This window comes from Methylotuvimicrobium sp. KM1 (assembly GCF_044788715.1).
GTDB lineage: Bacteria > Pseudomonadota > Gammaproteobacteria > Methylococcales > Methylomonadaceae > Methylotuvimicrobium.
On the sequence record NZ_CP173170.1, the window covers coordinates 540,239 to 564,109 of the forward strand.

At 47.1% G+C, this 23,871-nt stretch carries 16 protein-coding genes, 2 tRNA genes and 1 rRNA gene; 13 read left to right on the top strand and 6 right to left on the bottom strand.

Annotation, left to right across the window (positions count from 1 at the left end):
• Positions 1-309 precede the first annotated feature (309 nt).
• Positions 310-2,814, top strand: a complete 2,505-nt coding sequence (locus ACINK7_RS02505) for a glycogen/starch/alpha-glucan phosphorylase (RefSeq protein WP_404361404.1) — start codon at positions 310-312, stop codon at positions 2,812-2,814.
• Between the two features lie 503 nt (positions 2,815-3,317).
• Positions 3,318-3,788 (top strand): tRNA (uridine(34)/cytosine(34)/5-carboxymethylaminomethyluridine(34)-2'-O)-methyltransferase TrmL, encoded by a 471-nt coding sequence (gene trmL / locus ACINK7_RS02510; protein WP_404359690.1) that lies wholly within the window; start codon positions 3,318-3,320, stop codon positions 3,786-3,788.
• A gap of 271 nt (positions 3,789-4,059) precedes the next feature.
• Here trmL and ACINK7_RS02515 read toward each other — a convergent pair whose 3' ends face one another.
• From ACINK7_RS02515 to ACINK7_RS02530, 4 genes are all read right to left on the bottom strand, one after another.
• Complete coding sequence (locus ACINK7_RS02515; RefSeq protein ID WP_404359692.1) at positions 4,060-5,058, bottom strand: NAD(P)H-dependent glycerol-3-phosphate dehydrogenase; 999 nt, start codon at positions 5,056-5,058, stop codon at positions 4,060-4,062.
• A gap of 6 nt (positions 5,059-5,064) precedes the next feature.
• Positions 5,065-5,535 carry a protein-export chaperone SecB gene (gene secB, locus ACINK7_RS02520; protein ID WP_404359694.1) on the bottom strand — a complete coding sequence of 157 codons (471 nt, stop codon included), beginning with the start codon at positions 5,533-5,535 and terminating at the stop codon, positions 5,065-5,067.
• A 63-nt stretch (positions 5,536-5,598) separates the two neighbouring features.
• Entirely contained in the window at positions 5,599-6,039 is a 441-nt protein-coding gene (locus ACINK7_RS02525; RefSeq protein WP_404359696.1) for a rhodanese-like domain-containing protein, read from the bottom strand.
• Positions 6,040-6,090: 51 nt separating this feature from the next.
• Positions 6,091-6,405: a helix-turn-helix transcriptional regulator gene (locus ACINK7_RS02530; RefSeq protein ID WP_014146945.1), complete on the bottom strand. Its 315-nt coding sequence runs from the start codon at positions 6,403-6,405 to the stop codon at positions 6,091-6,093.
• 772 nt (positions 6,406-7,177) lie between these two features.
• On the opposite strand from ACINK7_RS02530, the gene ACINK7_RS02535 reads away from it, so the two are divergent.
• From ACINK7_RS02535 to erpA, 7 genes are all read left to right on the top strand, one after another.
• On the top strand, positions 7,178-8,356 hold the full coding sequence (locus tag ACINK7_RS02535; RefSeq protein ID WP_404359698.1) for a murein hydrolase activator EnvC family protein: 1,179 nt from the start codon (positions 7,178-7,180) through the stop codon (positions 8,354-8,356).
• Between the two features lie 61 nt (positions 8,357-8,417).
• Positions 8,418-9,734 carry a S41 family peptidase gene (locus ACINK7_RS02540; protein ID WP_404359700.1) on the top strand — a complete coding sequence of 439 codons (1,317 nt, stop codon included), beginning with the start codon at positions 8,418-8,420 and terminating at the stop codon, positions 9,732-9,734.
• A gap of 15 nt (positions 9,735-9,749) precedes the next feature.
• A complete protein-coding gene (locus ACINK7_RS02545; protein WP_404359702.1) occupies positions 9,750-10,688 on the top strand; it encodes a divergent polysaccharide deacetylase family protein in 939 nt (312 codons plus the stop codon).
• 844 nt (positions 10,689-11,532) lie between these two features.
• Positions 11,533-12,765 (top strand): LLM class flavin-dependent oxidoreductase, encoded by a 1,233-nt coding sequence (locus ACINK7_RS02550; RefSeq protein WP_404359704.1) that lies wholly within the window; start codon positions 11,533-11,535, stop codon positions 12,763-12,765.
• A gap of 396 nt (positions 12,766-13,161) precedes the next feature.
• Positions 13,162-15,780 (top strand): TonB-dependent receptor domain-containing protein, encoded by a 2,619-nt coding sequence (locus tag ACINK7_RS02555; RefSeq protein WP_404359706.1) that lies wholly within the window; start codon positions 13,162-13,164, stop codon positions 15,778-15,780.
• 534 nt (positions 15,781-16,314) lie between these two features.
• Entirely contained in the window at positions 16,315-17,349 is a 1,035-nt protein-coding gene (gene argC / locus ACINK7_RS02560; protein ID WP_404359707.1) for an N-acetyl-gamma-glutamyl-phosphate reductase, read from the top strand.
• A gap of 66 nt (positions 17,350-17,415) precedes the next feature.
• Positions 17,416-17,748 (top strand): iron-sulfur cluster insertion protein ErpA, encoded by a 333-nt coding sequence (gene erpA, locus ACINK7_RS02565; protein WP_014147057.1) that lies wholly within the window; start codon positions 17,416-17,418, stop codon positions 17,746-17,748.
• Here erpA and ACINK7_RS02570 read toward each other — a convergent pair.
• Entirely contained in the window at positions 17,731-18,864 is a 1,134-nt protein-coding gene (locus ACINK7_RS02570; RefSeq protein ID WP_404359709.1) for an anhydro-N-acetylmuramic acid kinase, read from the bottom strand. The genes erpA and ACINK7_RS02570 overlap by 18 nt on opposite strands.
• A 17-nt stretch (positions 18,865-18,881) precedes the next feature.
• A complete protein-coding gene (locus ACINK7_RS02575) occupies positions 18,882-20,189 on the bottom strand; it encodes an OapA family protein (protein ID WP_404359710.1) in 1,308 nt (435 codons plus the stop codon).
• Positions 20,190-20,336: 147 nt separating this feature from the next.
• On the opposite strand from ACINK7_RS02575, the gene tyrS reads away from it, so the two are divergent.
• The 4 genes from tyrS to ACINK7_RS02595 all read left to right on the top strand — a co-directional run bounded on the left by tyrS (position 20,337) and on the right by ACINK7_RS02595 (position 23,735).
• The gene (tyrS, locus tag ACINK7_RS02580; RefSeq protein ID WP_404359712.1) at positions 20,337-21,530 is read left to right on the top strand and encodes a tyrosine--tRNA ligase; all 1,194 of its coding nucleotides are present in this window, start codon (positions 20,337-20,339) and stop codon (positions 21,528-21,530) included.
• Positions 21,531-21,909: 379 nt separating this feature from the next.
• A 16S ribosomal RNA gene (locus tag ACINK7_RS02585) occupies positions 21,910-23,444 on the top strand.
• A gap of 67 nt (positions 23,445-23,511) precedes the next feature.
• A tRNA-Ile gene (locus ACINK7_RS02590) sits at positions 23,512-23,588 on the top strand.
• Positions 23,589-23,659: 71 nt separating this feature from the next.
• A tRNA-Ala gene (locus ACINK7_RS02595) sits at positions 23,660-23,735 on the top strand.
• Positions 23,736-23,871 lie beyond the last annotated feature (136 nt).

Here is a 23,871-nt window from a genome sequence, read left to right on the forward strand (position 1 = left end):
TACCATTAAGTTAATCCGTTCATGGTGAGCTTGTTGAACCATGGACGGCTTAACTTAATTTTTCCGTTCATCCTTCGACAAGGCTGCCCTGAGGGCCGCTCAAGGGCTCAGGGCGAACGAAAAAAGTCCTTAACTTAATGGCAGTGATCCATGGCATGAATATTCGCTTGTCTGAATATTAAATAAAGTATTACTGAGCGCCCGCTTTTCAAGCGGATTAAGGTTTAATTTAATCGCCTTAAAGCACTTGTTTAATGAAAATAAACCGATATGATTGATATGTACGAACAATCCGAAGAGCCATCAAAAATGCCTAGCACTATTTTCAAAAAAAGTAAGCCGGACCCAACGATAACCAAACTTCCAAGTTTGTCGTTGGATAAGGATCATTTGATTACTGATTTCAAGCGTTATTACGCTTATCGCTTAGGGCGCGACGAAAACTGTCGGTCTCCGTATTATGCATACGAAGCCTTGTCTTTAGTCATCAGCGACAGGCTCATCGAACGTTGGAAAAATACTTACAACGCCTATAGGGATACCGATTGCAGAAAAGCTTATTACCTGTCGATGGAATTTTTGATGGGGCGAACCTTGAGCAATGCGATGCTCAATCTAGGCGTGACTGACGAAGCCACTCGCGCGATGTATGATCTCGGATTGGAAATTGAGGAATTGGTCGATAGCGAACCGGATGCAGGGCTCGGCAATGGCGGTTTGGGGCGATTGGCGGCATGTTTTATCGATAGTTGCGCCACCTTGCAACTTCCGGTCATCGGTTATGGGTTGCGCTACGAATACGGCATGTTTAGTCAAGTCGTGCAGAACGGCGAGCAAGTTGAAAGGCCCGATCATTGGTTGAGAAACGGGAATGTTTGGGAAATTGAAAGGCCGGAGTATGCGCATCGGATCAAATTCGGAGGGCGTACCGAATCGCATAGCGATGAAAACGGCAACAAAAGGGTTTGTTGGGTCGATACGCAAGATATTCTAGCGGTTCCCTACGATACACCGATTCCCGGGTACAACAACGGTACCGTCAATACGTTGAGGTTATGGAAATCGACCGCGACTGAGGAATTCAATCTGCAAGAATTCAATGCCGGTGATTATGCCGAGTCGGTAGCCGCTAAGAATACTGCGGAAAATATCACGATGGTGCTCTATCCGAACGATGCCAATGAGAACGGTAAAGCATTGCGCTTGAAGCAGCAATATTTGTTGGCTTCAGCCAGTTTGCAGGATGTTATCGCTAACTGGGTTGGGCGTCACGGCAACAACTTTACCGAATTTTCCGAGAAAAACTGTTTTCAATTGAACGATACGCATCCTAGTATAGCCGTGGCTGAATTGATGCGCTTATTGGTCGATATTCATGGGTTGTCTTGGAATGAGGCATGGAGCATTACGAATAAAACCATGGCATATACCAACCATACCTTGTTGCCGGAAGCGTTGGAGCGCTGGTCAGTGAGTTTGTTTGAGCAGCTTTTGCCGAGATTGTTGGAAATTATTTACGACATCAATGCGAAGTTCATGGCCGAAGTCTCGACACATTGGCCGGGCGATCTCGATAGAATGCGGCGCATGTCGATCATCGAGGAAGGCGCGGAGAAGCAAGTGCGCATGGCTTATTTGGCCATTGTCGGCAGTTATTCGGTTAATGGTGTCGCCGAATTGCATTCGAAGTTATTACAAGAAGGGTTATTCAAGGATTTTTACGAATTATGGCCGTCTAAGTTTAATAACAAGACGAATGGTGTGACTCCGCGCCGTTGGTTGGCCGGGTGTAATCCTGCTTTGGCGGAATTGATCACGGAAACTATAGGCGACGCTTGGATAACCGATTTGTCGGAGTTACAAAAACTAACGCCTTATGCCGAGGATGCCGCGTTTCGTGACAAGTGGTTGGCTATTCAACGCCAAAATAAGCAACGCTTAATCGACTATAAGAAGAGCGAGCTCGGCCTCGAGTTGTCTGCGGATGCCTTATTCGATGTGCAGGTCAAGCGGATTCATGAATATAAACGGCAGTTACTTAATGTTTTGCATGTCATACATTTGTACGACAAAATCAAGCGCGGCGATACGCAAGATTGGGTTAATCGTTGCGTTTTAATCGGAGGTAAAGCGGCGCCCGGTTATGTGATGGCTAAAAATATCATTAAATTCATCAATAATGTTTCCGACGTCATCAATTTCGATCCGGAGGTCGGCGATAAATTGAAATTGGTTTTTTTGCCGAATTATCGAGTTTCCGCGATGGAAATCATTTGTACCGGAGCCGATTTATCCGAACAAATTTCGACGGCCGGCAAGGAGGCTTCCGGTACAGGCAATATGAAATTCATGATGAACGGAGCGATTACGATCGGCACGTTGGATGGTGCTAATATTGAAATTCTCGAAGAAGTCGGTGAGGATAATTTCTTTTTATTCGGCTTAACAGAGGATCAAGTCGAGGCAATGAAAGGGCATTACGACCCTAACGCAATTATTGAGCAGGATAATGACCTAAAAAGGGTCGTGAATCTGATCGAGTGTGGGCATTTCAATTTGATGGAGCCCGGTATATTCGATGATCTCGTTAATTCTATTAAAACCCCTTACGATCCATGGATGACCGTTGCCGATTTTCGCAGTTATGTCGATGCGCAAAATCGTGCCGAGAAAGCCTTTCTCGATACTGAGCGATGGACCAAAATGAGTATTCTCAATTGTGCTTCGAGCGGAAAGTTTTCGACCGATCGGACCATAAGCGATTATAACCGGGATATTTGGAAGCTGACACCTGTTCGGATAGATGAGTTATGATTCTGTTTTTGGCCTGATAACCATTGAAACTTGTTTAGGCGTGGGATTTGCTTGTCGAGGAGTAATTATTCACACCCACCCACCTATCGTTCCCACGCAGAGCACTCGCCGTTATACACAAGTATAAATATACCTAATTGCACAAAACGTAGCGACCGAGCGCTAGGTCATCCGAAAAAGCTATTGGTGTTTGAGCGTTAGCGGCTTCGATAGTCGCGACGTAGGCGTCGCTCCCACAGCGCTTGTAACCCTTTGTGGGAGCGATCCCCTGATCGCGATTTCGAGGCCGAGAGTGTTAAGCGACAATAAATGGTATCGAGGCCTCATTGGCTAAGATTGCAAAAGGGTAATTCATGACTTATGTATAACGATGAGCGCAGAGCATGGGAACGAGAATTAAATTAACCATGATGTTGAACCATTGCCAATGACCTATCCAATTTAGGTGCCGGCTAAAGAGAAGTTGGGTTAATTGCCATTTTTGTTGCAAGGAAGTGTCGTTAATGTTTGATATCGTACTCTATGAACCTGAGATACCGGCGAATTCCGGTAATATTATTAGGTTGTGCGCCAATACCGGTGCGAGCTTGCATTTAATCGAGCCGTTGGGCTTTGATATGGATGACAAAAAACTGCGCAGGGCCGGTTTGGATTATCATGAATGGGCAAACGTTTGCGTTTACGGTTCGTTGGCCGATTTTGTCGAGCAACGAAAACCGCCAAGGCTGTTTGCATTATCAACCAAAGGGCAAAAAGTCTATAGTGAGGTGGGCTTTGAGCCGAGTGATGCGTTTTTGTTCGGACCGGAATCGCGTGGTCTGCCCGCTAAGGTTTTGACATCAATGGAGCGGGACAAATTACTGTATTTACCAATGCAGCCAGATAGCCGCAGCTTAAATTTATCCAATACCGTTTCGATTGTATTGTATGAAGCCTGGCGGCAACAGTCGTTTGTCGGTGCGTTAATCAAATAAGGATTTAGTCATAAAATAACTTCCCTATTTTTAAACTAAGGTAGGCAGGTTCGGTTACTCGATTGACAGATGTCGGTGGACGGAAAAATCACAGGCATCCTCGCCAAGCACACTCCGCACCTTTTTTCCTCAAATTCGGAATTGCTGGGTTAGCGGAAAGCGGGCAATTTACTCTTGTAAATGTGGATCAGAGAATCGACAATCTTTTCACCATTCACCATTCACCATTACAAAATCATAGACCGTAGACAGTGTACTTGTAAAAGTTTAGCTAGCTTTCGGCTTTTAATTCGCGGTCCAATAGGTTTTGCACGGCTGCCAACGGCGATAAGCTCTCATAGAGTACCTTGTAAGTTTGTTCGGTAATCGGCATGTCGATGCCGTGCATTTGTGCGAGTAAATAAGTTTCTTTTGCAGCCGATACGCCTTCGATCTCTTGGTCGATTTCTTCACGGGCTGCGGCGCGATCTTTGTTCTGTCCGAGCGCAAGTCCGAAGCGCCGGTTTCTTGATTGGTTGTCGGTACAAGTTAAAATCAGGTCGCCGAGTCCGGCAAGGCCCATGAACGTTTCTTGTCTGCCTCCGAGTTCTAAGCCAAGCCTGATGATTTCATGGAGCCCCCGTGTAATGAGTGCGGCGCGTGTGTTGGCGCCGAAATTCAGGCCGTCGGCAATGCCCGAGGCAATAGCTAAAACGTTTTTAACCGCGCCGCCGGTTTGTACGCCGATCATGTCGGTGCTGGTGTAAGTGCGGAATCGTGTGCTGTGGAAAATTCGGGTTAATTGTTCGGCGAAGCCGGCATGATTTGATGCAATTGTTATTGCCGTTGGTAAATCGGCCGCGACTTCGCGGGCAAAAGTCGGACCGGATAAAACCGCGGCCGGAGTCTCTTTGGCAAATATGCGTTCGACCGAGTAATGTAACAAATATCCGTCGTTTGGTGCGAACCCTTTAGTAGCCCAAGCGATTTGCACCTGTTGGCTGGCTAATCGTCGTAGTTTGATTAGCGTGTCCTTGAATGCATGACTAGGAACGGCAATCAGGATTAAGTCGCTGAATGCTGCGGCTTCGGCAAGTTCCGAGCTGGTTTCAAGGCTGTTGGGAAAAACAAAACCGGGCAAGTAACGCTGATTGGTTCTGTTCTGTTGTAGTGTTCGAATATGGGTTGGATCGTGTCCCCACAGCAGCGTACGATAGCCGTTTCGGGCTGCTTGTATCGCTAAAGCAGTGCCCCATGACCCGGCACCGAGTACGCTGATAGTTGAGGTCATGATTCTTTAGTTGACCTTATTTGAGCCGGGAGCTTGCTGTTTGGCTTGTTGTAAGTGCTGAGCGTAGAGCGCATCGAAGTTGACCGGGGCCAGCAGCAGTTGTGGAAAACCGCCTTTGGCAACTAGGTCCGAAACAGCTTCGCGTGCATAAGGGAATAATATATTAGGGCAGAAGCTGCCGACCATCGGGCCCATTTCTTCTTCGCTAAATCCCTTCAAGGCATAAATGCCGGCTTGGCAGACTTCAACCAAATAGGCGGTTGATTCGCCGCATTTGACTGTGACGGTTACGGTCAAGGAAACTTCATACATGTCGTTTTCCAAGGTTTGCACATTAGTGCCAAGATTGAAATCGACTTTCGGTTCCCATTTTTCGGTAAAAATCTTCGGAGAATTGGGTGTCTCGAAGGAAATGTCCTTGGTATAAATTTTTTGAATCGAGAAATGTTTTTCTGCGGGCTTGTTTTCTTCGGCCATGGGTTTTAAGTCCTGTTTATGAATAGAAATAGTTTAACTTTATGTCGTAAAAAGCGGGGAAAATCAGTTTTTGTTTTTACTGGCGATTTTAATAGGGAGTTTGTTTTCTTCCCAAGATTGCATGCCGCCGATGATGTTGTAAACATCTGAGAAGCCCGCCTTGGTTAAGGTTTTGCAAGCCGGTACGGAGCGTGTTCCCGTTTGACAGACCACAATAACGGGGTGGTCTTTGTGTTGAGCGAGTTCGCCAAGTTGGCTTTCCAGTTTGGCGAGCGGAACGTTGACGGCGTTTTCGATAGCGCCTTTAATGAATTCATGCGGTTCTCGAACATCAATGATGATCGCGTCGCTGGCATTCATTTTTACGACTGCCAATAAAGGGGAGAGTGCTTTAAATTTATTGAACAGGCTCTCAAATAAGTCTTGAATCAGCAGGAAGGTGACGACTGCTAGTGCCAGCGACAATAAATAATGATTTAAGATGAACTCTATTAAACGATCCATTGGGTGATTGGTAGGGTAATTAGAAATTAAGGTGAAGGGAAAACAGTTGGTTTAGCAAGTGGTGCAAAAAACGTCACGCATCATTTTGATGAGTTTAAGCATGCGTTCGTCATCGATGTAATAAAAAACCCGGTTGGCTTCTTTTTTAGAGCCTAAAATGCCTTTTTCTCTTAGAATAGACAAATGCTGAGAGATGTTGCTTTGGCTGGTTCCGACTTGCTCGACGATATCCTGAACGTTAATCGATTCACTGCCTAGTACGCAGAGTATTTTTAATCGAAGGGGGTGGGACATGGCTTTCAAGCAGCGAGCAGCCCGGTCAATTTCCGCGTCGTTATTGATTAGATGATCTTCGTCATGATCCATGGAGTATCGATTCTTAAAAACCAAGCAGTGTGGGCTCAGGGGTGTTGAGAATTAGACTTCGATCGGTTGCCGTAAAAACTGCAAATATGACCGCGAAGTATATTTATACACAACATTTGCTAACGTGTATTACTATAATTATAGTGACAAACCGGACCTGACTATTAACAGTGAATTTCAAATAGCCAGTAAATCTAACAAAATGAGCGGCGCTTTTCAATCATTTTGACTGATTACGACAAATACGCCATTAGAAACGGGCGTGAAGTGATGCCTTTCGCAATTCAAATTTCGGCAGTGCCTTAGGAGTGTCCGAGCACCTCGATGCCGAATTTTGATCTACGATGATGGGTATAGTTACGAAACCGACGCTATAATGCGTTTCGTATTGAGAGCGTGCAAACAGGCTTTAAGCTAATCTATTCCCTCTATTCAAAAATTAGCTAAGGAATATGCACAAAATAACTTTATACAATTAATAGGCTTTGCGGCGGTTCGGTCGCTCGCTTGACAGGACACCGTGAACCCAGCACCTAAATTATTCAAGCAATTATCCATAGCCAATGGGTTGTGGAGTTTAGGTGCTGGGAGAATACGTCCATGTAGGCTTGACGGTGGCTATCCTTGCCGCCGACATCTGTCAATTGAGTCACCAAAACCCTTTTCAACAGTTGTCGAAGGTATTTTATGCTCGTTCCTTAACGAGTATTGGCATACAGCAGCCGTTTGAAATGACGAGCAGATCCTCATTTGCAGAGGCTTGAAGGGCTTTATGAATAAAATTTTCGTCGGCTTCGCTTGGTTGGCGCTGAGTGGTTTATCTGTTCAGGTTGCAGCGGAAGAAAAAAATCGGGACTTGGTTAAAATTCAAGCCGAAATCGATGCAGTCAATCGGAATATAAAGCGGATTGAAAAAGAGCAAGGCGCATTATTAACGCAGTTGGCTGAAATTGAAAAATATTATGGCAAGACCGTCGCAACCTTAAAACAATTGCAAGGGCAAATCGATAGCAAGCAACGAAAGATTCAGGATTTGCGCAACAAAACGCGATTATTGCAACTTGAAATAGCTGAACAGAATGAAGGGCTAAGTCATCAAGTTAAAGCCGCTTACGCGATGGGCCGTAAGGAAAAGTTGAAGCTGATGCTTAATCAAGAAGATCCGGCTCTATCCAGCCGTATTATGGTTTATTATGCCTATCTAAATAAAGCGAGGCTGGAGAAACTGGCCGAAATTAGCCAAACGGTCATAGAACTCACCGAGCTGGAACGGGAAAACTTCAAGGAAAGTGAATTACTCGAGCAGACTTTGCAGTTAAAAAAAACCGAGCAACAGGCATTGGACCGAAGCCGGTTGCAAAGGAAAGAATTACTGGTCCGTCTGGAAAAAGATTATTCCTCCAGCAAGCTTCGATTGAGTCAATTGCGGGAAGGCGAGGCTCGATTACAAAAATTGGTTAATGGCTTACAACAAGCGGCGATTAAACAGCCGTTTGAACCGGAACCGGGAAAACAGGTCATAAAGCAGCAAGAGACAGTCGATTGGCCTGTTAAGCCTTTCGCATCCGCGCAAGGAGACTTGCCTTGGCCTGTTAAAGGTCAATTAGTAAAAAAATTCGGTAGCCCTAGGTTGGGAAGTCGTTGGGACGGCGTTTTGATCGGTGCGGGCGAAGGTACGGAAATAAGAGCGGTTTCTGCGGGCAAGGTAGTATTCGCCGATTGGCTAAGAGGTTATGGTTTGTTGACGATCATCGATCACGGCAATGGTTATATGACGCTCTATGCGTTCAATCAAAGCCTTTATAAATCGGTCGGTGACCGAGTCGCTCCAGGCGATGTGATTGCCTCGGTCGGTAAAAGCGGCGGTAGAAGCAAGGCGGGTCTGTATTTTGGAATACGCAAGAATGGCAAGCCCGTCGATCCGGTTCGGTGGTGCCGCAAAACAGATTAGGATCGCACAGGATAAATGTATTATTTAAATCGGAAATCAGAAGTGTGGAGTTTTTAGGGCTATGCAGAAAAAAAGTTTATGGGGTTTGGTTCTGGGAATGTTCCTGGGCATTTTTATCAGCGTTGGCGGTAATGTCCTGGCTGAGCGAAGCAGTCGACCATCGGAAACCGAAGTGCTGCCTTTCGAGGATCTTCGGACCTTTACCGAAATCTTCGGTCGTATCAAGCGCGATTATGTCGAGCCGGTAACCGACAAACAGTTGCTCGAACATGCAATACGCGGCATGTTGATCGGACTCGATCCGCATTCGGATTACCTGACCGGGGATCAGTACAAGGAGCTTCAGGAAGGGACAACGGGACAATTTGGCGGCTTAGGTATTGAAGTCACGATGGAAAACGGCTTTGTCAAAGTTGTGTCGCCGATCGACGATACCCCCGCGCAACGGGCTGGCGTGAAAGCAGGCGATTTAGTCGTCCGCTTGGACGATCAGCCAGTTAAAGGCATGACGCTAGGCGATGCGGTCAAGCTGATGCGTGGCGACCCCGGTAGCGCCATCGTTTTGACCATTATGCGGGAAGGCGAAGAAGCGCCTTTGAAAATTGAAATTACCCGGGATATCATCAAGGTCAAAAGTGTTAGAAGCCGGCTTCTCGAAAAAGATTATGGTTATTTGAGAATCAGCAGCTTCCAATCTAAAACCGGTGAGGGTTTGCGCAAGGCCATGGCGGAATTGGAAAAAGAAAACGATGGTCAGCTAAGGGGGTTAGTGCTGGATTTACGCAACAACCCCGGAGGGGTCTTGAATGCTGCTGTTGACGTCAGCGATGCTTTTCTCGATAAGGGCTTGATTGTTTATACCGAGGGACGTATTGAGAATTCCGAAATGCGTTTTAATGCCTCTCCGGACGATGTCCTCAATGGCGCGCCTATAGTCGTGTTGATCAATGCCGGATCCGCTTCGGCATCTGAAATCGTAGCCGGTGCATTGCAGGATCATCGCCGGGCAGTGATCATGGGCGAGAAATCGTTTGGCAAAGGTTCGGTACAAACTGTTCTGCCGACCAGTGGCGGCGCGGCGGTTAAGTTGACTACGGCGCGTTATTTCACGCCTTCGGGTCGTTCTATTCAAGCTGAAGGCATCGAGCCGGATATTCAATTGGATCGTTATAAGTTGGAATCGGTCGACGGACCTGACTTTAAGCCGGTCAAGGAAGCCGATTTGTCGCGCCATTTAACTAACGGCAACAAATCTAAAAAGAAGCAGGAAGCGAAGGATGCTGAGCAAGATCAAGAGAAAAGCAAATTGGAAATTAACGATTATCCGCTTCATGAAGCCTTTATGCTGTTGAAAGGAATCGCAATTTTACGAAATTAACGTTTCGATCGGCGCATGAGACCCCGGCATTTCATCGGTTTATTAATCTTTGGGATGTCGGGGTTTTTTATTGTCTTGCGTCCGGCCTTAGCGGAGTTAAACGAACATTCGCGCATTGCTATTATTATCGACGACATGGGCAATAGCCTCGAAATCGGTGCAGCCGCAATCGGGTTGCCCGGCAATATCACTTATTCGTTTTTGCCGTTTGCATTGCATTCCAGGCGTTTGGCATTACTGGCATCGCGTTACGGAAAGGAAATTATGTTACATGCGCCGATGCAGGCACTAAGCGACAAGCCCATGGGGGCAGGCGGGCTAACCGTATCGTTGGATCGCAATGAGGTTGTGCGTCGGTTTTCGGCACAATTGGCGGCTGTTCCGGGTATTTCGGGTGTCAATAATCACATGGGCAGCGCCTTGACGCGTGATCCGGTAACAATGAGCTGGTTAATGGCGGCCTTAGCGAGGAGGCCCGATGCTTTGTATTTTGTCGACAGTGTGACGACCGATCATTCGGTAGCCAAAAAAGTGGCGGATGCTCATCGAGTCCCTGCTTTGAGTCGGGATGTTTTTTTGGATCATGCGAATTCGGAAGCTAAGATCCGCGAACAATTCGAGTTGCTTATTTCGATCGCTAAACGGCGCGGTTATGCCGTGGCGATTGGGCATCCGAGAGTGAATACATTAAAGATTTTACGAGAAAAATTGTCGGACTTGGATCGAATCGGAGTCGAATTAGTGCCGGTTTCGGCATTATTGCCGCAATACCCCATTCCTCGGACATTTCCGGTTAAACAGCGCCAATTGCCTGTTCAAATAGCCGAGCAAAAAGCGATGGAACCCTTGAAAACAAGAAAATATGGAGCGATACGGATTAGGCCAATATCTTCAAAGCCGAATTTTCAAACGGCAAGTGACAAATTGCTGATCCGAGAGTTTGATTTATTCTGATGATTAAGGGTTGTGCAATAAATAATTTTCTGACGCTATGATCTTTGTCGAGGCTTTTCGTCAAGTTTGGCATTGCTCGGTGTAGCATAACGAGGCTCCTGGATTGTGCTTTAAGCTTAATCAAACTGACTGAATTTACTAAATAATCGGATACCATATTGATATAATTCTTATTTTAATTCATTTGTTCTAGGCACAGATCATCTCTACTTAATAAGTTCAATACCGAAATGCGATATGTGAAAATTATCTTTGGTAATCAAAATAAGGCATTTGGCACAAAATTGGGGCATATAACATGGAGCTAAAGCGGCGATATTAGATAGCATAAAGCCAAAAGGCTCTGTTGTTGCTAAGGAATATGCACAAAATATCTTCACCAAGAATTACGCTTTGAGGCACTCGCTTGATAAAACGCCGTGAACCCGGCACTTAAATTATCCACGATAGTTAACCGTAGCCAATGGGCTATGGAATTTAGGTGCTGGGGGTTGAATCCGACCATGCTTAACGGCAGAATCTAATTGCCATGGGTGGCGTGTTTTACGGTGCTAGGGTGTCTCAGCAATTGCCGAGGAGCAAAAATCTGCCCTGTTGCCGACACCTGTCAATCGAGTCATCGCCCCCCCCCTTCCAACATTTGTCGGCGTTATTTCATGCTGACTCCTAACTTCCTTGAAGATGTCATCAACTGGTAAAAAAATACTGGCATTATCTTTGCTTTCTCTACTGAATAATAACCGGTGTCGTCGATTGCTATCTGTGATTTGTGGAGAATCGGTTTAAAGTCTAATGAAGAGGTTAGGGGAGTGATAAAGATGAGACTTGGGCATTCATGAGGCAAATGAAACTGGGCGTTTTTTTACCGACGAGCAATAGTCGTTTGTCGAATAGGCGACGACAACAAGGGCGGGGCGTCTCCGGTTGGGATCTTTCAGATTGTCAGCGTGTTGCGGTAAAGGCCGAGCAGGCTAAATTTGATGCGGTCTTTATGAGTTCCGATGCGTCATTGTTCTGTCATTCTCAGGATGATGAATCGGTAAAGTTATTGATTTCGTTGGCGCGTGTTACCGATCGGATCGGTTTGGTGGCGCCGGCATGTTGCGACTACTCTGATCCATATGGTCTGGCAGGTTCGTTTTCCGCCCTTGCTCATATCAGTCGAGGGCGGGCCGGTTGGAATCCCGGAACGGAAAATAATAATGAACGAAATATTCTTACTGAGCGAACTCGCGATTATATTGATTTAGTGACTTCTTTATGGGCAATGTGGGAAGTTGAAGATGGAGGCAATGACTTATCCGGGTCTGTCGATAAAAACGACAAGTTGGATGTGCCAGCTATGAATCGAACCGCTTATGATCACCCGGTAATGGTTCAAAATATCTTATCCGATAAGGATATTGAATTGGCGGCACGGAGTGCTGAAGTGGTTTTGGTTCGACAGAAGAATGAACAACAGGCAAGGTTGTTTTATTCCGAGCTAAAAGAAAAAGCGATCTGTTTCGGTAAGTGTCCTTCGCAGCTAAAAATTGTGTCGATTGTGGTGCCTGTCGTTGCCGAGACAGCCGAGGCGGCTCATGAAAAATATCATTTACTCAAGGAGTCGCTAAACTCTGCGAAAAGATTAGGGTCGTTTGATTCCGATCTCGACAATGAAAGTACTACAGAGTCTAGTCTGCAACAAGCATTACCGGAATGGTTCGATCATAACAGTTTCCGGAATGCCTCGGTAGAATCGATAAGCGGGCTGATGGACGTCGAGTCTGTGTCATTGCGAAGGCTTAATGACAGCGGACATCGAGTCGTTATAGGTACACCAAAACAAGTTGCCGATCAGCTGGAGGAGTGGTTTATAGGCGAAGCCGCTGACGGATTTGCTATCATACCGCCATATTTCCCCGGGGGATTTGACGCTTTTGTGGAGCTAGTCGTTCCGGAATTGAAATTTAGAAACTTATTCCGTGCTGAATACGAGGGAGTGACGCTACGCGATCATTTAGGTCTGATGCGACCGGTCAATGATTTAGCGAAACGGATGATTCAATTTTCGTTATCTTACTCCTTTTTATACTGAAAAATTGTTCGGCTTTGTTGATGGCAGCAATTCCCAATTTGAGAATAAAAAAGGGTGCGGAGTGTGCTTGGCGAGGATGTCGGCGGCAGGGGCTGATTTTTGCTCCTAGGCAATTGCTCCTGCATTGCCCTAATACACGCCCATCCCAGGCGTAATGCAAAATCTGCATTCACGTCATCCTTGGCGTTTAGCCGCCGCCAAGTCCCCATGGATGGGTTTACGGCGTTCCTCGACAGGCATACCTCGCACCCTGAACACGGAGAAATTTCTCAAACTGAGAATTGCTGTTGTTGATGGTGCCGTGCATGTCACTCGAGGTCGCCGATCGCCTTGTGCTGAAATTTGACTAGCAAAGGATATAACTTTCGAAAAGGGGTTTAATAACCGAGGTATAGAATGAATTTTTTTTCTAAAAAGTCCGTTTGGACCGTGTGGTCGTTATGTTTGTCGTTGATATTATTTCCGCTGTGTGCCCAAGCGCATACCGAGGACATCGACAGCAGCGGCTGGATTAGCGGTTTCAGTCATCCGCTCGAAGGTTGGGATCATCTATTCACGATGCTGGCTGTCGGTATTTGGGCCGCGCAGCTCAAAAGTAACTCTGTATGGCAATTACCGTTGGCCTTTGTCGGCGTAATGAGTCTTGGCGGATTATTCGGCGTGACTGGTTTTAACGTACCGGGCGTCGAGCCGATGATTCTTTTGTCGGTCGCGGTGTTCGGGGTGTTGGTCTTGCGCAGAATTCGCGTGCCGGCGTTTGCGAGTCTTTCGGTCGTGATGTTTTTTGCTTTTTTTCACGGCTACGCTCACGGACAGGAAATGCCAGCTTCGGCCGGTTTGTTGTCGTTTGCTTTTGGGTTCGTAACCGCGACACTGTTATTGCACGGTACCGGCATCATAATAGTGCGCTTGGCAGTTTTGGCGTTCGCATCTTTGTTTGGAACTTCGGTTCATGCTCAGATGATTTCGGATGATGATGGGAGCGTTTCGGATATCGAATCCGAAACGATACATTTGGAGTTGCTTCCCAAGATGGTTGTGACCGAGCGCGGCGATTCTTTGGTCGGCATCGCCGATAGTGCTTCTCAAGGTAATATTGGCCAGGAACAATTGCAGTACCGGCCTATCATTCGGCCCGGAGAGATACTTGAAACGGTGCCCGGCTTGATCGCATCGCAGCACAGCGGCGAGGGTAAATCGAATCAATTTTTTTTAAGAGGCTTCAATCTCGATCACGGTACCGATTTTTTAACCAAGATCGACGGCGTGCCGGTGAATTTGGTCTCGCATGCACATGGTCAAGGTTGGACCGATACTAATTTTTTGATTCCCGAATTGATTAGCACGATCCGTTATCAAAAAGGCAATTACTATGCCGAAAACGGCGATTTTTCCAGTGCCGGCGCCGCCGATATTCGCTACGCCAATGCCTTGCCCGGACATATCGCTCGATTTACCGGCGGTATTTTCGATTATTACCGGGGACTGTCGGCAGGTTCGCACAAGCTAGGTAACGGCAATTTGCTTTACGGGGGTGAAATCGTTCATAACGGAGGGCCCTGGACGGTCAGCAACGATTATCTGAAATTCAACGGCGTGCTTCGCTACAGCGAGGAGTACGAAAGCTCGGGCTGGAGCGTCACCGCGATGGCCTATAAAGCCGACTGGGATGCGACCGATCAAATTCCCCGGCGTGCCGTCGACTCCGGAACGATCGGGCGCTTCGGCACACTCGATTCAACCGACGGCGGGAGCAGCCGGCGTTACAGTTTAACCGGCGAGTGGCATCGTCAAGACAGCGCGTCGGCATCCGAGCTTACGGTCTACGGGATTTACCACGAACTCGATCTGTATTCGAATTTTACCTATTTTCTTGAAAATCCGGGCCGGGGCGACCAATTCGCTCAGCCCGATCGGCGCTGGACATCCGGTCTGAACGCAAGCCACACCTTTTTTCATAAAATCGGGTCGTTCGACTCAGACAGCACCATCGGTTTGCAGGTGAGGAACGATTCAATTCGTAACGGTTTGCTATTGACCGAGGCGCGGCAGCGTTGGGATACCGTTCGTAGCGACGACGTGCGCGTGACCAACGTTAGCCCGTATTTCGAAAATAAGATCCGTTGGACGTCCTGGCTTAGAACGCAATTGGGCGTTCGTTTCGACGGCTTTCAATTCGACGTTTCCGACAGCAACCGGGCCGAAAACAAAGGCACGCGTACCGATGGAATCATCAGCCCGAAAGCCGGTATCGTGTTCGGGCCATGGGCCGATACCGAGTTTTATTTGAACGGCGGGCTCGGTTTTCACAGTAACGATGCGCGCGGCGTCAATCAGCGCGTCGATCCTGCGAGTGGGGATACGATAGATGGAGACGGTAATCCGGTTAACCGCGCCGTGCCGTTGGTTCGTACTTACGGGGCCGAAGCTGGTTTGCGCACGACCTGGCTTGAAGGGCTGCAGAGCACGTTATCGGTTTGGTGGCTGGATATCGATTCCGAATTGTTATTCGTCGGCGATGCGGGAACGACTGAAGCCAGCCGTCCTAGCCGTCGTTTCGGCGTCGAATGGGCAAATTATTATTCGCCGACCGATTGGCTGACCTTCGATGCCGATTTCAGCTTTTCGAAAGCGCGTTTTCGCGGTAACGATTCGGCCGGTAATCGTATTCCTGGTGCGATTGAAAGCGTGATTGCAACCGGTGCCACGGTTCACGATATTTTCGGAGGTTTCTTCGGCGGCCCAAGGTTGCGTTATTTCGGACCGAGACCGTTGATCGAAGACAACAGCGTCCGTTCAGGTTCGACGGTTTTGCTATCGGCGATGCTCGGTTACCGTTTCGACAAGACCTGGACCGTGCAGGCCGAAGTGTTCAATATTCTAGACCGCAAAGACAGCGCAATCGACTACTACTATGAATCACAACTGCGAGGCGAGGCAGACCCTGTAGAAGACATCCATTTTCATCCCGTCGAACCGGTCAGTTTCAGAATGAGCGTAACCGCGAATTTTTAATTTGGATTCGAAAGCGCTAAAAAAGAGAAAATCGGCTACTTAAAAACGGATTGATTTCGATCCTTATCGTGGCGTGTCCTCAACTGTGCGTATTAAACGAGCACAGTGGCTAAGAATTTGATCGTAAATAACGCCCCATTCTATGGAGGGTTCGGTTGCTCGATTGGCAATTGCTGAGAAGCAGAATCCGCCCCACTACCGACATCTTCACGAAGTACGCTCCACACCCAGTTGATTTCCAAATTGGGAATTGCTGCAATTGTAAATCACGGCGAAATGGCCTGTGCATTTATACCCATCTTCATGAAAAATAATTTCGGCTGAACCGAAACAGATATCCTGTAAAATGTCAGTGATTAACAAGACGGTTTCGTTGTGGGATATATACTGTCTGGTCAATTTTTAGCGCCGAGTGAATCTGCCTAACGTCCAGGCACTTCCATACGGCAATGCCTAAATTTGAAACGCGAAAGGTATATATGATGAAATCGGCACAATGATTTAATTTTCATATCAATTGGGTGAGGTAAGTTGATGGTACGGGTAGGTATTGTAGGAGGCACCGGTTATACGGGTGTGGAGTTGCTGCGGCTCTTGGCTTTGCATAAGAAAGTCGAGGTCTCGGTCGTGACATCGAGAAATGATGCGGGCAAAAGAGTCGATGAGGTATATCCGAGCTTGCGCGGCTTTATCGATACGGTTTTTACTGCCCCGGAAGTTGATAGTTTATCTGATTGCGATGCGGTATTTTTTGCGACGCCGAACGGCACAGCCATGTTGATGGCTGAACAATTGGTGACGCGAGGTGTCAAAGTCATCGATCTGTCGGCCGATTTTCGTCTGAAAGATCCGAAACAATGGGAAGAATGGTACGGTATGGAGCATGCCTGTCCTGATTTGATCGAACAAGCCGTTTACGGTTTGCCGGAGTTTAACCGCGAAGCGATCAAAAATGCTAATTTGATTGCATGCCCCGGTTGTTATCCGACTGCAGTGCAATTAGGTTTTTTGCCGTTGATTGAGAAAGGCTTGATAGAGGTTGATCGTTTGGTTGCCGATGTGAAGTCCGGGGTTAGCGGTGCAGGGCGAAAAGCGCAATTAACGACCTTGATGGGAGAGACGGGCGAGAGTTTTAAAGCATATGCAGCAAGTGGCCATCGTCATTTACCCGAGGTAATTCAAGGTTTGGAGATGATCGCTAAAAGGTCTGTAGGTTTGACCTTTGTTCCTCATCTAATACCGATGATACGAGGTATTCATGCCACCTTGTATGCGCCCTTGCTAAAAGAAGGAGGAGAAGCCGTTCAAGCAGTTTATGAGCAAAGCTATATCAACGAGCCGTTTGTCGATGTGTTGCCTTATGGATCGCACCCGGATACTCGCAATGTTCGGGGCGGCAATCTTTGTCAAATCTCGGTTCATCAGCCCCAAGGAGGGCGAATGTTGGTGGTATTGTCGGTGATTGATAATCTAGTTAAAGGAGCCTCCGGTCAGGCGTTGCAAAACATGAATTTAATGTTCGGTTTTGATGAGTCTGAAGGGCTAAAGATTCCAGCGCTTTATCCTTAAATCTTGACTAAAACACTAGGGATTGTCATACTTTGATAACATTTTAATTTCGATAGTAGAAACTTTATGGCTGAACCAATTATTTTTACTGATAGCGCCGCTGCGAAAGTTGGCGATTTAATTGCCGATGAAGGCAACGATAACCTCAAGTTGAGAGTTTATGTGTCGGGAGGAGGCTGTTCGGGCTTTCAGTACGGCTTTACGTTCGACGAGGAAGTGAATGAAGATGATACGCAAGTCGAAAACGGCGGCGTGACGGTTTTGATCGATTCGATGAGTATTCAATACTTAACGGGTGCCGAAATCGATTACAAGGAAGACCTTTCCGGTGCTCAGTTTGTGATACGCAATCCTAACGCAACGACGACTTGCGGTTGCGGATCATCGTTTTCCGCTTAATGCGGCGTGCCCTGGATAGATTCCACCCAGAATTACCGGCTGTTTTGCGCCGGTAACCGACATAAGGTTGCCGGGCAGGCTATTCATGGTCTGTCTGGCTAACCAAGCAAAAGCGATTGCCTCTACATGATCGGGATGTAAATGATGATCTTCGGTCGATAATACGGGGCAATTCAAAGCGTCTTGCAGTTTTTCCAACAAATAGCTATTACGCGCGCCGCCGCCACAAACTAATACCTTGTCGGTACTAGGAGCATAATCGCGGATAGCGTCGCAAATGGTTTCTGCTGTTAATAGGCATAAGCATGCCTGGACATCTTCCGGTTTTTGTTCCGATAACTCGTGTAGGTGTCTAGTTAGCCAGCCCAGTGAAAAATATTCTTTTCCGGTGCTTTTAGGTGCAGTGCTCTTAAAATAAGTGTCGGCTTTTAGTATCGATAGCAGATGCTTATTGACTTGACCTGTTCTGGCCCAGTCTCCGTTATAGTCGAAATGACTTCCTTGATGTTTTTTTATCCAGGTATCCATTAATGTATTACCGGGTCCGGTATCGAAACCTATGACCGGTTTCGATGAGTCTTTGGGTAAAATCGTTATATTGGCAATGCCGCCGATATTGGCGATTACTCGGTTTTCCTTTGGGCAGCCGAATAAAGTTTGGTGGAAAGCCGGAACGAGTGGCGCGCCTTGTCCTCCGGCAGCTATATCGCGACGGCGAAAATCGGCTACGGTAGTAATCCCTGTGAGTTGTGCGATGATGTTGGGATCGCCGATTTGTAAACAAAAAGGGGTGGGTAGCTCTGGTGCATGGAAAAGGGTGTGACCGTGACTGCCGATTGCAGTAATATCCGAAGCAGAGAAGCCGGCCTTAGCGATTAGGCTCTGTGCACTTTGTGCGAATAAACTGCCCAGTTGTGTATCAAGCTTGCCGATATTTTTTAGCAGAACAGGATGATCGGAAGAAGTAATTTTAGTCAGCTCGCTTCTGATCCGGTCAGGAAAAGGGTGATATTCGAAGTCGATGAACTCAGGATGGCCGCTACTAAAATCGACAAGACCAGCATCGATACCGTCGATGCTGGTCCCGGACATTAAACCAATATAGAGTTCGGTCATTGAAGTTGTGATGCCCGTTACTTTTGGGCAAGTAAGCTGTCTCTTGCTTGGTTCAGTTGTGCTATAAGGGGATTCGTATCGACTTTGAATTTTCCCTGCAAAGAAGGGTTGATCGGCATCGAATTAGGTAAAGCAACCGATAAAGGATCTCGATGCACACCGTTTACTCTGAATTCGTAGTGCAAATGAGGGCCACTAGCCAAGCCGGATTGACCGACATAGCCGATAATATCGCCTTGCTTAACAGTGCCGCCTTGCTTAAAGCGATTATTGAACGCCGAGAGATGGGCATAGAGGGTGCTATAACGTTTGTCGTCATGTTGAACAATGATGACGCGTCCATAGCCGTTTTGCCTGCCTAAAAATTGAATTTTTCCATCACCGGTCACTTTTACCGGAGTTCCGGTCTTAGCTGCATAATCAACACCTTTATGGGCGCGGATTCTATTTAAGATGGGGTGTTTGCGCTTTAAATTAAAAGGCGAGCTGATACGGATGAAGTCGACCGGTGTCCTTATAAAGGCTTTACGTAAGCCTTCGCCATTAGGTCGGTAATAATGCGCGGATCCGGAATTGTCTTGAAAACGGACGGCCCGATAAACTTTGCCATGATTATTGAATTCGGCGGCAAGAATATTGCCGGAACCGACTTCTTCGCCTTCCGCAATATGTTTTTCATATACGACCGAAAAGGTATCGTTTTTTTTGATGTCTAATGCAAAGTCGATATCGAAAGCAAAGATATTGGCGAGTTGTAGTATCAATTTGTCGCTCAGCCCTGCTCGCTTTCCATCGTAGAACAAAGAGTTGTGAATAGTGCCGACGGTGCTGACAGTTGTTGTTTCGATGGCTTTACTCGAAATCTCGACATTGAATGTGTCGTTTTCGCGTACAGCTTTGACGGTTTCAATTGGGCTTTTCTGGTACGAAATTTCGGTCAGTTCACCGCTCTGTGTCGTTTTGACTTGAAGTGTTTTGCCGGACGAAATCATTGCAAACTCACGGCCTGCTTCGTTGGCATGAATGATCTGATGTAGATCGGATTTATTTAGGTGAAGTTTGGAAAAGATCGTCGAAAGATTTTCGCCTCTCTCGATGATATGTTCGATTGACCTGAAATCCGATGATTTGCCGAGATCGTCGAATTTAAACGCGAACTGATCGTTAAACGGATTATTCGATCCGATTAAAAAAGCATTATTGGTAAAGACGTTGATGTCGGCCGATCTGACTTTACTTTCAGGAGTGATAAGTGCATAACTAGCACTTGCAACGACAGCGGAGCTGATTCCTAAAAACAGGGATTTATAAATTCTATTTTTCACGGGTCTTTATGCGATAGTGGAAGTGTTCAGTAAAGTTGGGATGAGAAGTAGTTTATCTGTAATTATAGCTGATATACTGTGAATATTTTGCCACGTCAATGCAACAGTATTACAGTTAGATTAATGTTTTCTTAAAAGGAGGCTAAATTGCAAGATCAATTGAAGTATCTTTCCAGAGGAGCCGAGGAGATTCTGGTTGAGTCTGAGTTGAAGAAAAAACTGGCGGAAGGGCGTCCGCTCAGAATCAAAGCGGGTTTTGATCCAACTGCTCCCGATTTGCATCTTGGACATACCGTGCTGATCAATAAATTAAGACAGTTTCAAGACTGCGGACATGAAGTCTTGTTCTTGATTGGCGATTTTACAGGCATGATTGGAGATCCGACTGGAAAGAACGTGACTCGCAAGCCTCTGACGCGTGATGAAGTCATTGAAAATGCCAAGACATACGAGGAGCAGGTTTTTAAGATACTTGATCCTTCCAAGACTTTGGTCTTATTCAATTCAAGCTGGATGAATGCAATGACCCCGGCTGAATTGATTCAATTGGCCGCAAAACATACCGTGGCAAGAATGCTCGAAAGAGATGATTTCAGTAAGCGCTATAAAGGCGGGCAACCGATTGCGATACATGAGTTTTTATATCCATTAATACAGGGATATGATTCGGTTGCGATGAAGGCCGATGTCGAATTGGGCGGCACCGATCAAAAATTCAATCTGTTGGTTGGAAGGCAGTTGCAGGAAATATATGAGCAAAAACCTCAGGTCGTCATGACTATGCCTATCTTGGAAGGCTTGGATGGTGTTCAAAAAATGTCCAAATCACTCAATAATTATATAGGTGTCGCGGATGCGCCGGATGAGATGTTTGGAAAAATTATGTCCATTTCCGATGAACTGATGTGGCGCTATTTCGAGTTATTGAGCTTCAGGCCAATCGAAGAAATCAATCGTTGGCGGTGGCAATGTCAGGAAGGCGCGAATCCGAAAGACTGTAAAGTTAGCTTGGCCCAAGAAATCATTGAAAGATTCCATAGTTCATCAGCGGCGCAAAAGGCCCTGGAAAATTTCGAAGCTAGATTTCAAAAAGGACAGATGCCGGAAGAAATGGATGAGTTAACTCTTGCTTCGATTGAGCAAGGATATCCGATTGCCAATCTATTAAAGGACGCGGGCTTGACTGGGAGTACATCGGAATCTTTGCGTATGATTAAGCAGGGTGCAGTTAAGATAGACGGTGAAAAGGTGTCGGATAATAAATTGCATGTAGCAAAAGGGTCTGAGCATGTTTATCAGGTGGGTAAAAGAAAGTTTGCGAGAGTCAAAATAGCTAGTTAAATAGAGAGTTAGAGTTTAGTGAAGGCAGGAGGGTATCTTTAATTTGTAAAAGAAGGAAAATAAATTCTTGACGAGTTGAGAAGGTGCTGTATAATGCTCGTCTTTCCCGCCGCGAAGCAGCGGAATGACGGGGAAAGAGATTGAAAATAAAGTTTGACATTGAGTTTAGCCTCTGTATAATAGGCGGGCTCAACGGGAGAGAAAGTTCTTCCAGCTCTTTAACAAGCAGATCAAAATAATTTGTGTGGGTGCTTGTGGCGAATAGCTTAGCGGTTAAAGCTATTCGACGCAAGAACAACACGTTAATTCAAGCAGTTTACGTTTAATTCTTAGTCGAGCCAAGATTGGTGACTGATCTTATTTAGTCACAAACCATATTAAACTGAAGAGTTTGATCATGGCTCAGATTGAACGCTGGCGGTATGCTTAACACATGCAAGTCGAACGGTAACGGTCCTTCGGGAGCCGACGAGTGGCGGACGGGTGAGTAACGCGTAGGAATCTGCCTGGTAGTGGGGGACAACTCGGAGAAATCCGAGCTAATACCGCATACGCCCTACGGGGGAAAGCGGGGGATCTTCGGACCTCGCGCTATCAGATGAGCCTGCGTTGGATTAGCTAGTTGGTAGGGTAAAGGCCTACCAAGGCGACGATCCATAGCTGGTCTGAGAGGACGATCAGCCACACTGGGACTGAGACACGGCCCAGACTCCTACGGGAGGCAGCAGTGGGGAATATTGGACAATGGGCGCAAGCCTGATCCAGCAATACCGCGTGTGTGAAGAAGGCCTGAGGGTTGTAAAGCACTTTCAATAGGGAGGAAAAAGCGTTGGTTAATAGCTGATGCCTTGACATTACCTATAGAAGAAGCACCGGCTAACTCCGTGCCAGCAGCCGCGGTAATACGGAGGGTGCGAGCGTTAATCGGAATTACTGGGCGTAAAGCGTGCGTAGGCGGCTGTTTAAGTCAGATGTGAAAGCCCCGGGCTTAACCTGGGAACGGCATTTGATACTGGGCAGCTAGAGTTTAGGAGAGGAGAGTGGAATTTCCGGTGTAGCGGTGAAATGCGTAGAGATCGGAAGGAACACCAGTGGCGAAGGCGGCTCTCTGGCCTAAAACTGACGCTGAGGTACGAAAGCGTGGGTAGCAAACAGGATTAGATACCCTGGTAGTCCACGCCGTAAACGATGTCAACTAGCCGTTGGGTCTTTATTAAGACTTAGTGGTGCAGCTAACGCATTAAGTTGACCGCCTGGGGAGTACGGCCGCAAGGTTAAAACTCAAATGAATTGACGGGGGCCCGCACAAGCGGTGGAGCATGTGGTTTAATTCGATGCAACGCGAAGAACCTTACCTACCCTTGACATCCAGAGAATCTGTGAGAGATCGTAGAGTGCCTTCGGGAACTCTGAGACAGGTGCTGCATGGCTGTCGTCAGCTCGTGTCGTGAGATGTTGGGTTAAGTCCCGTAACGAGCGCAACCCTTATCCTTAGTTGCCAGCACATCATGGTGGGAACTCTAGGGAGACTGCCGGTGATAAACCGGAGGAAGGTGGGGACGACGTCAAGTCATCATGGCCCTTATGGGTAGGGCTACACACGTGCTACAATGGCCGGTACAGAGGGCAGCGAACTTGCGAAAGTCAGCAAATCCCAGAAAGCCGGTCCTAGTCCGGATTGCAGTCTGCAACTCGACTGCATGAAGTCGGAATCGCTAGTAATCGCGAATCAGAATGTCGCGGTGAATACGTTCCCGGGCCTTGTACACACCGCCCGTCACACCATGGGAGTGGGTTGCAAAAGAAGTAGGTAGTTTAACCTTCGGGAGGGCGCTTACCACTTTGTGATTCATGACTGGGGTGAAGTCGTAACAAGGTAGCCCTAGGGGAACCTGGGGCTGGATCACCTCCTTACAAAGACAGCAAGCGTTCGTCATAAGTACCCACAACAAATTATTTTGATCGAAGACGTCACGAGCCTGGGCCTGTAGCTCAGTTGGTTAGAGCGCACCCCTGATAAGGGTGAGGTCGGAGGTTCAAATCCTCCCAGGCCCACCAACGCGGCGCAAGCCTAGAAGCGGAAGGACCACCCGTCAAGCTAGCAGTGTTTAGTTTGCACGAACCCCAAAGGGGCCATAGCTCAGCTGGGAGAGCGCCTGCCTTGCACGCAGGAGGTCGGGAGTTCGATCCTCCCTGGCTCCACCAATGCTATACAGTTTTAACGGCGAAGGCCTAGCAAGACTGTATAGCATTGGTGACGGAAACAACGTCAGTAATAGCTCTTTAACAACTTGGAAATCTGTACACTGTAACTTCAGCGTTTAAAGCAATTTAAACCGAG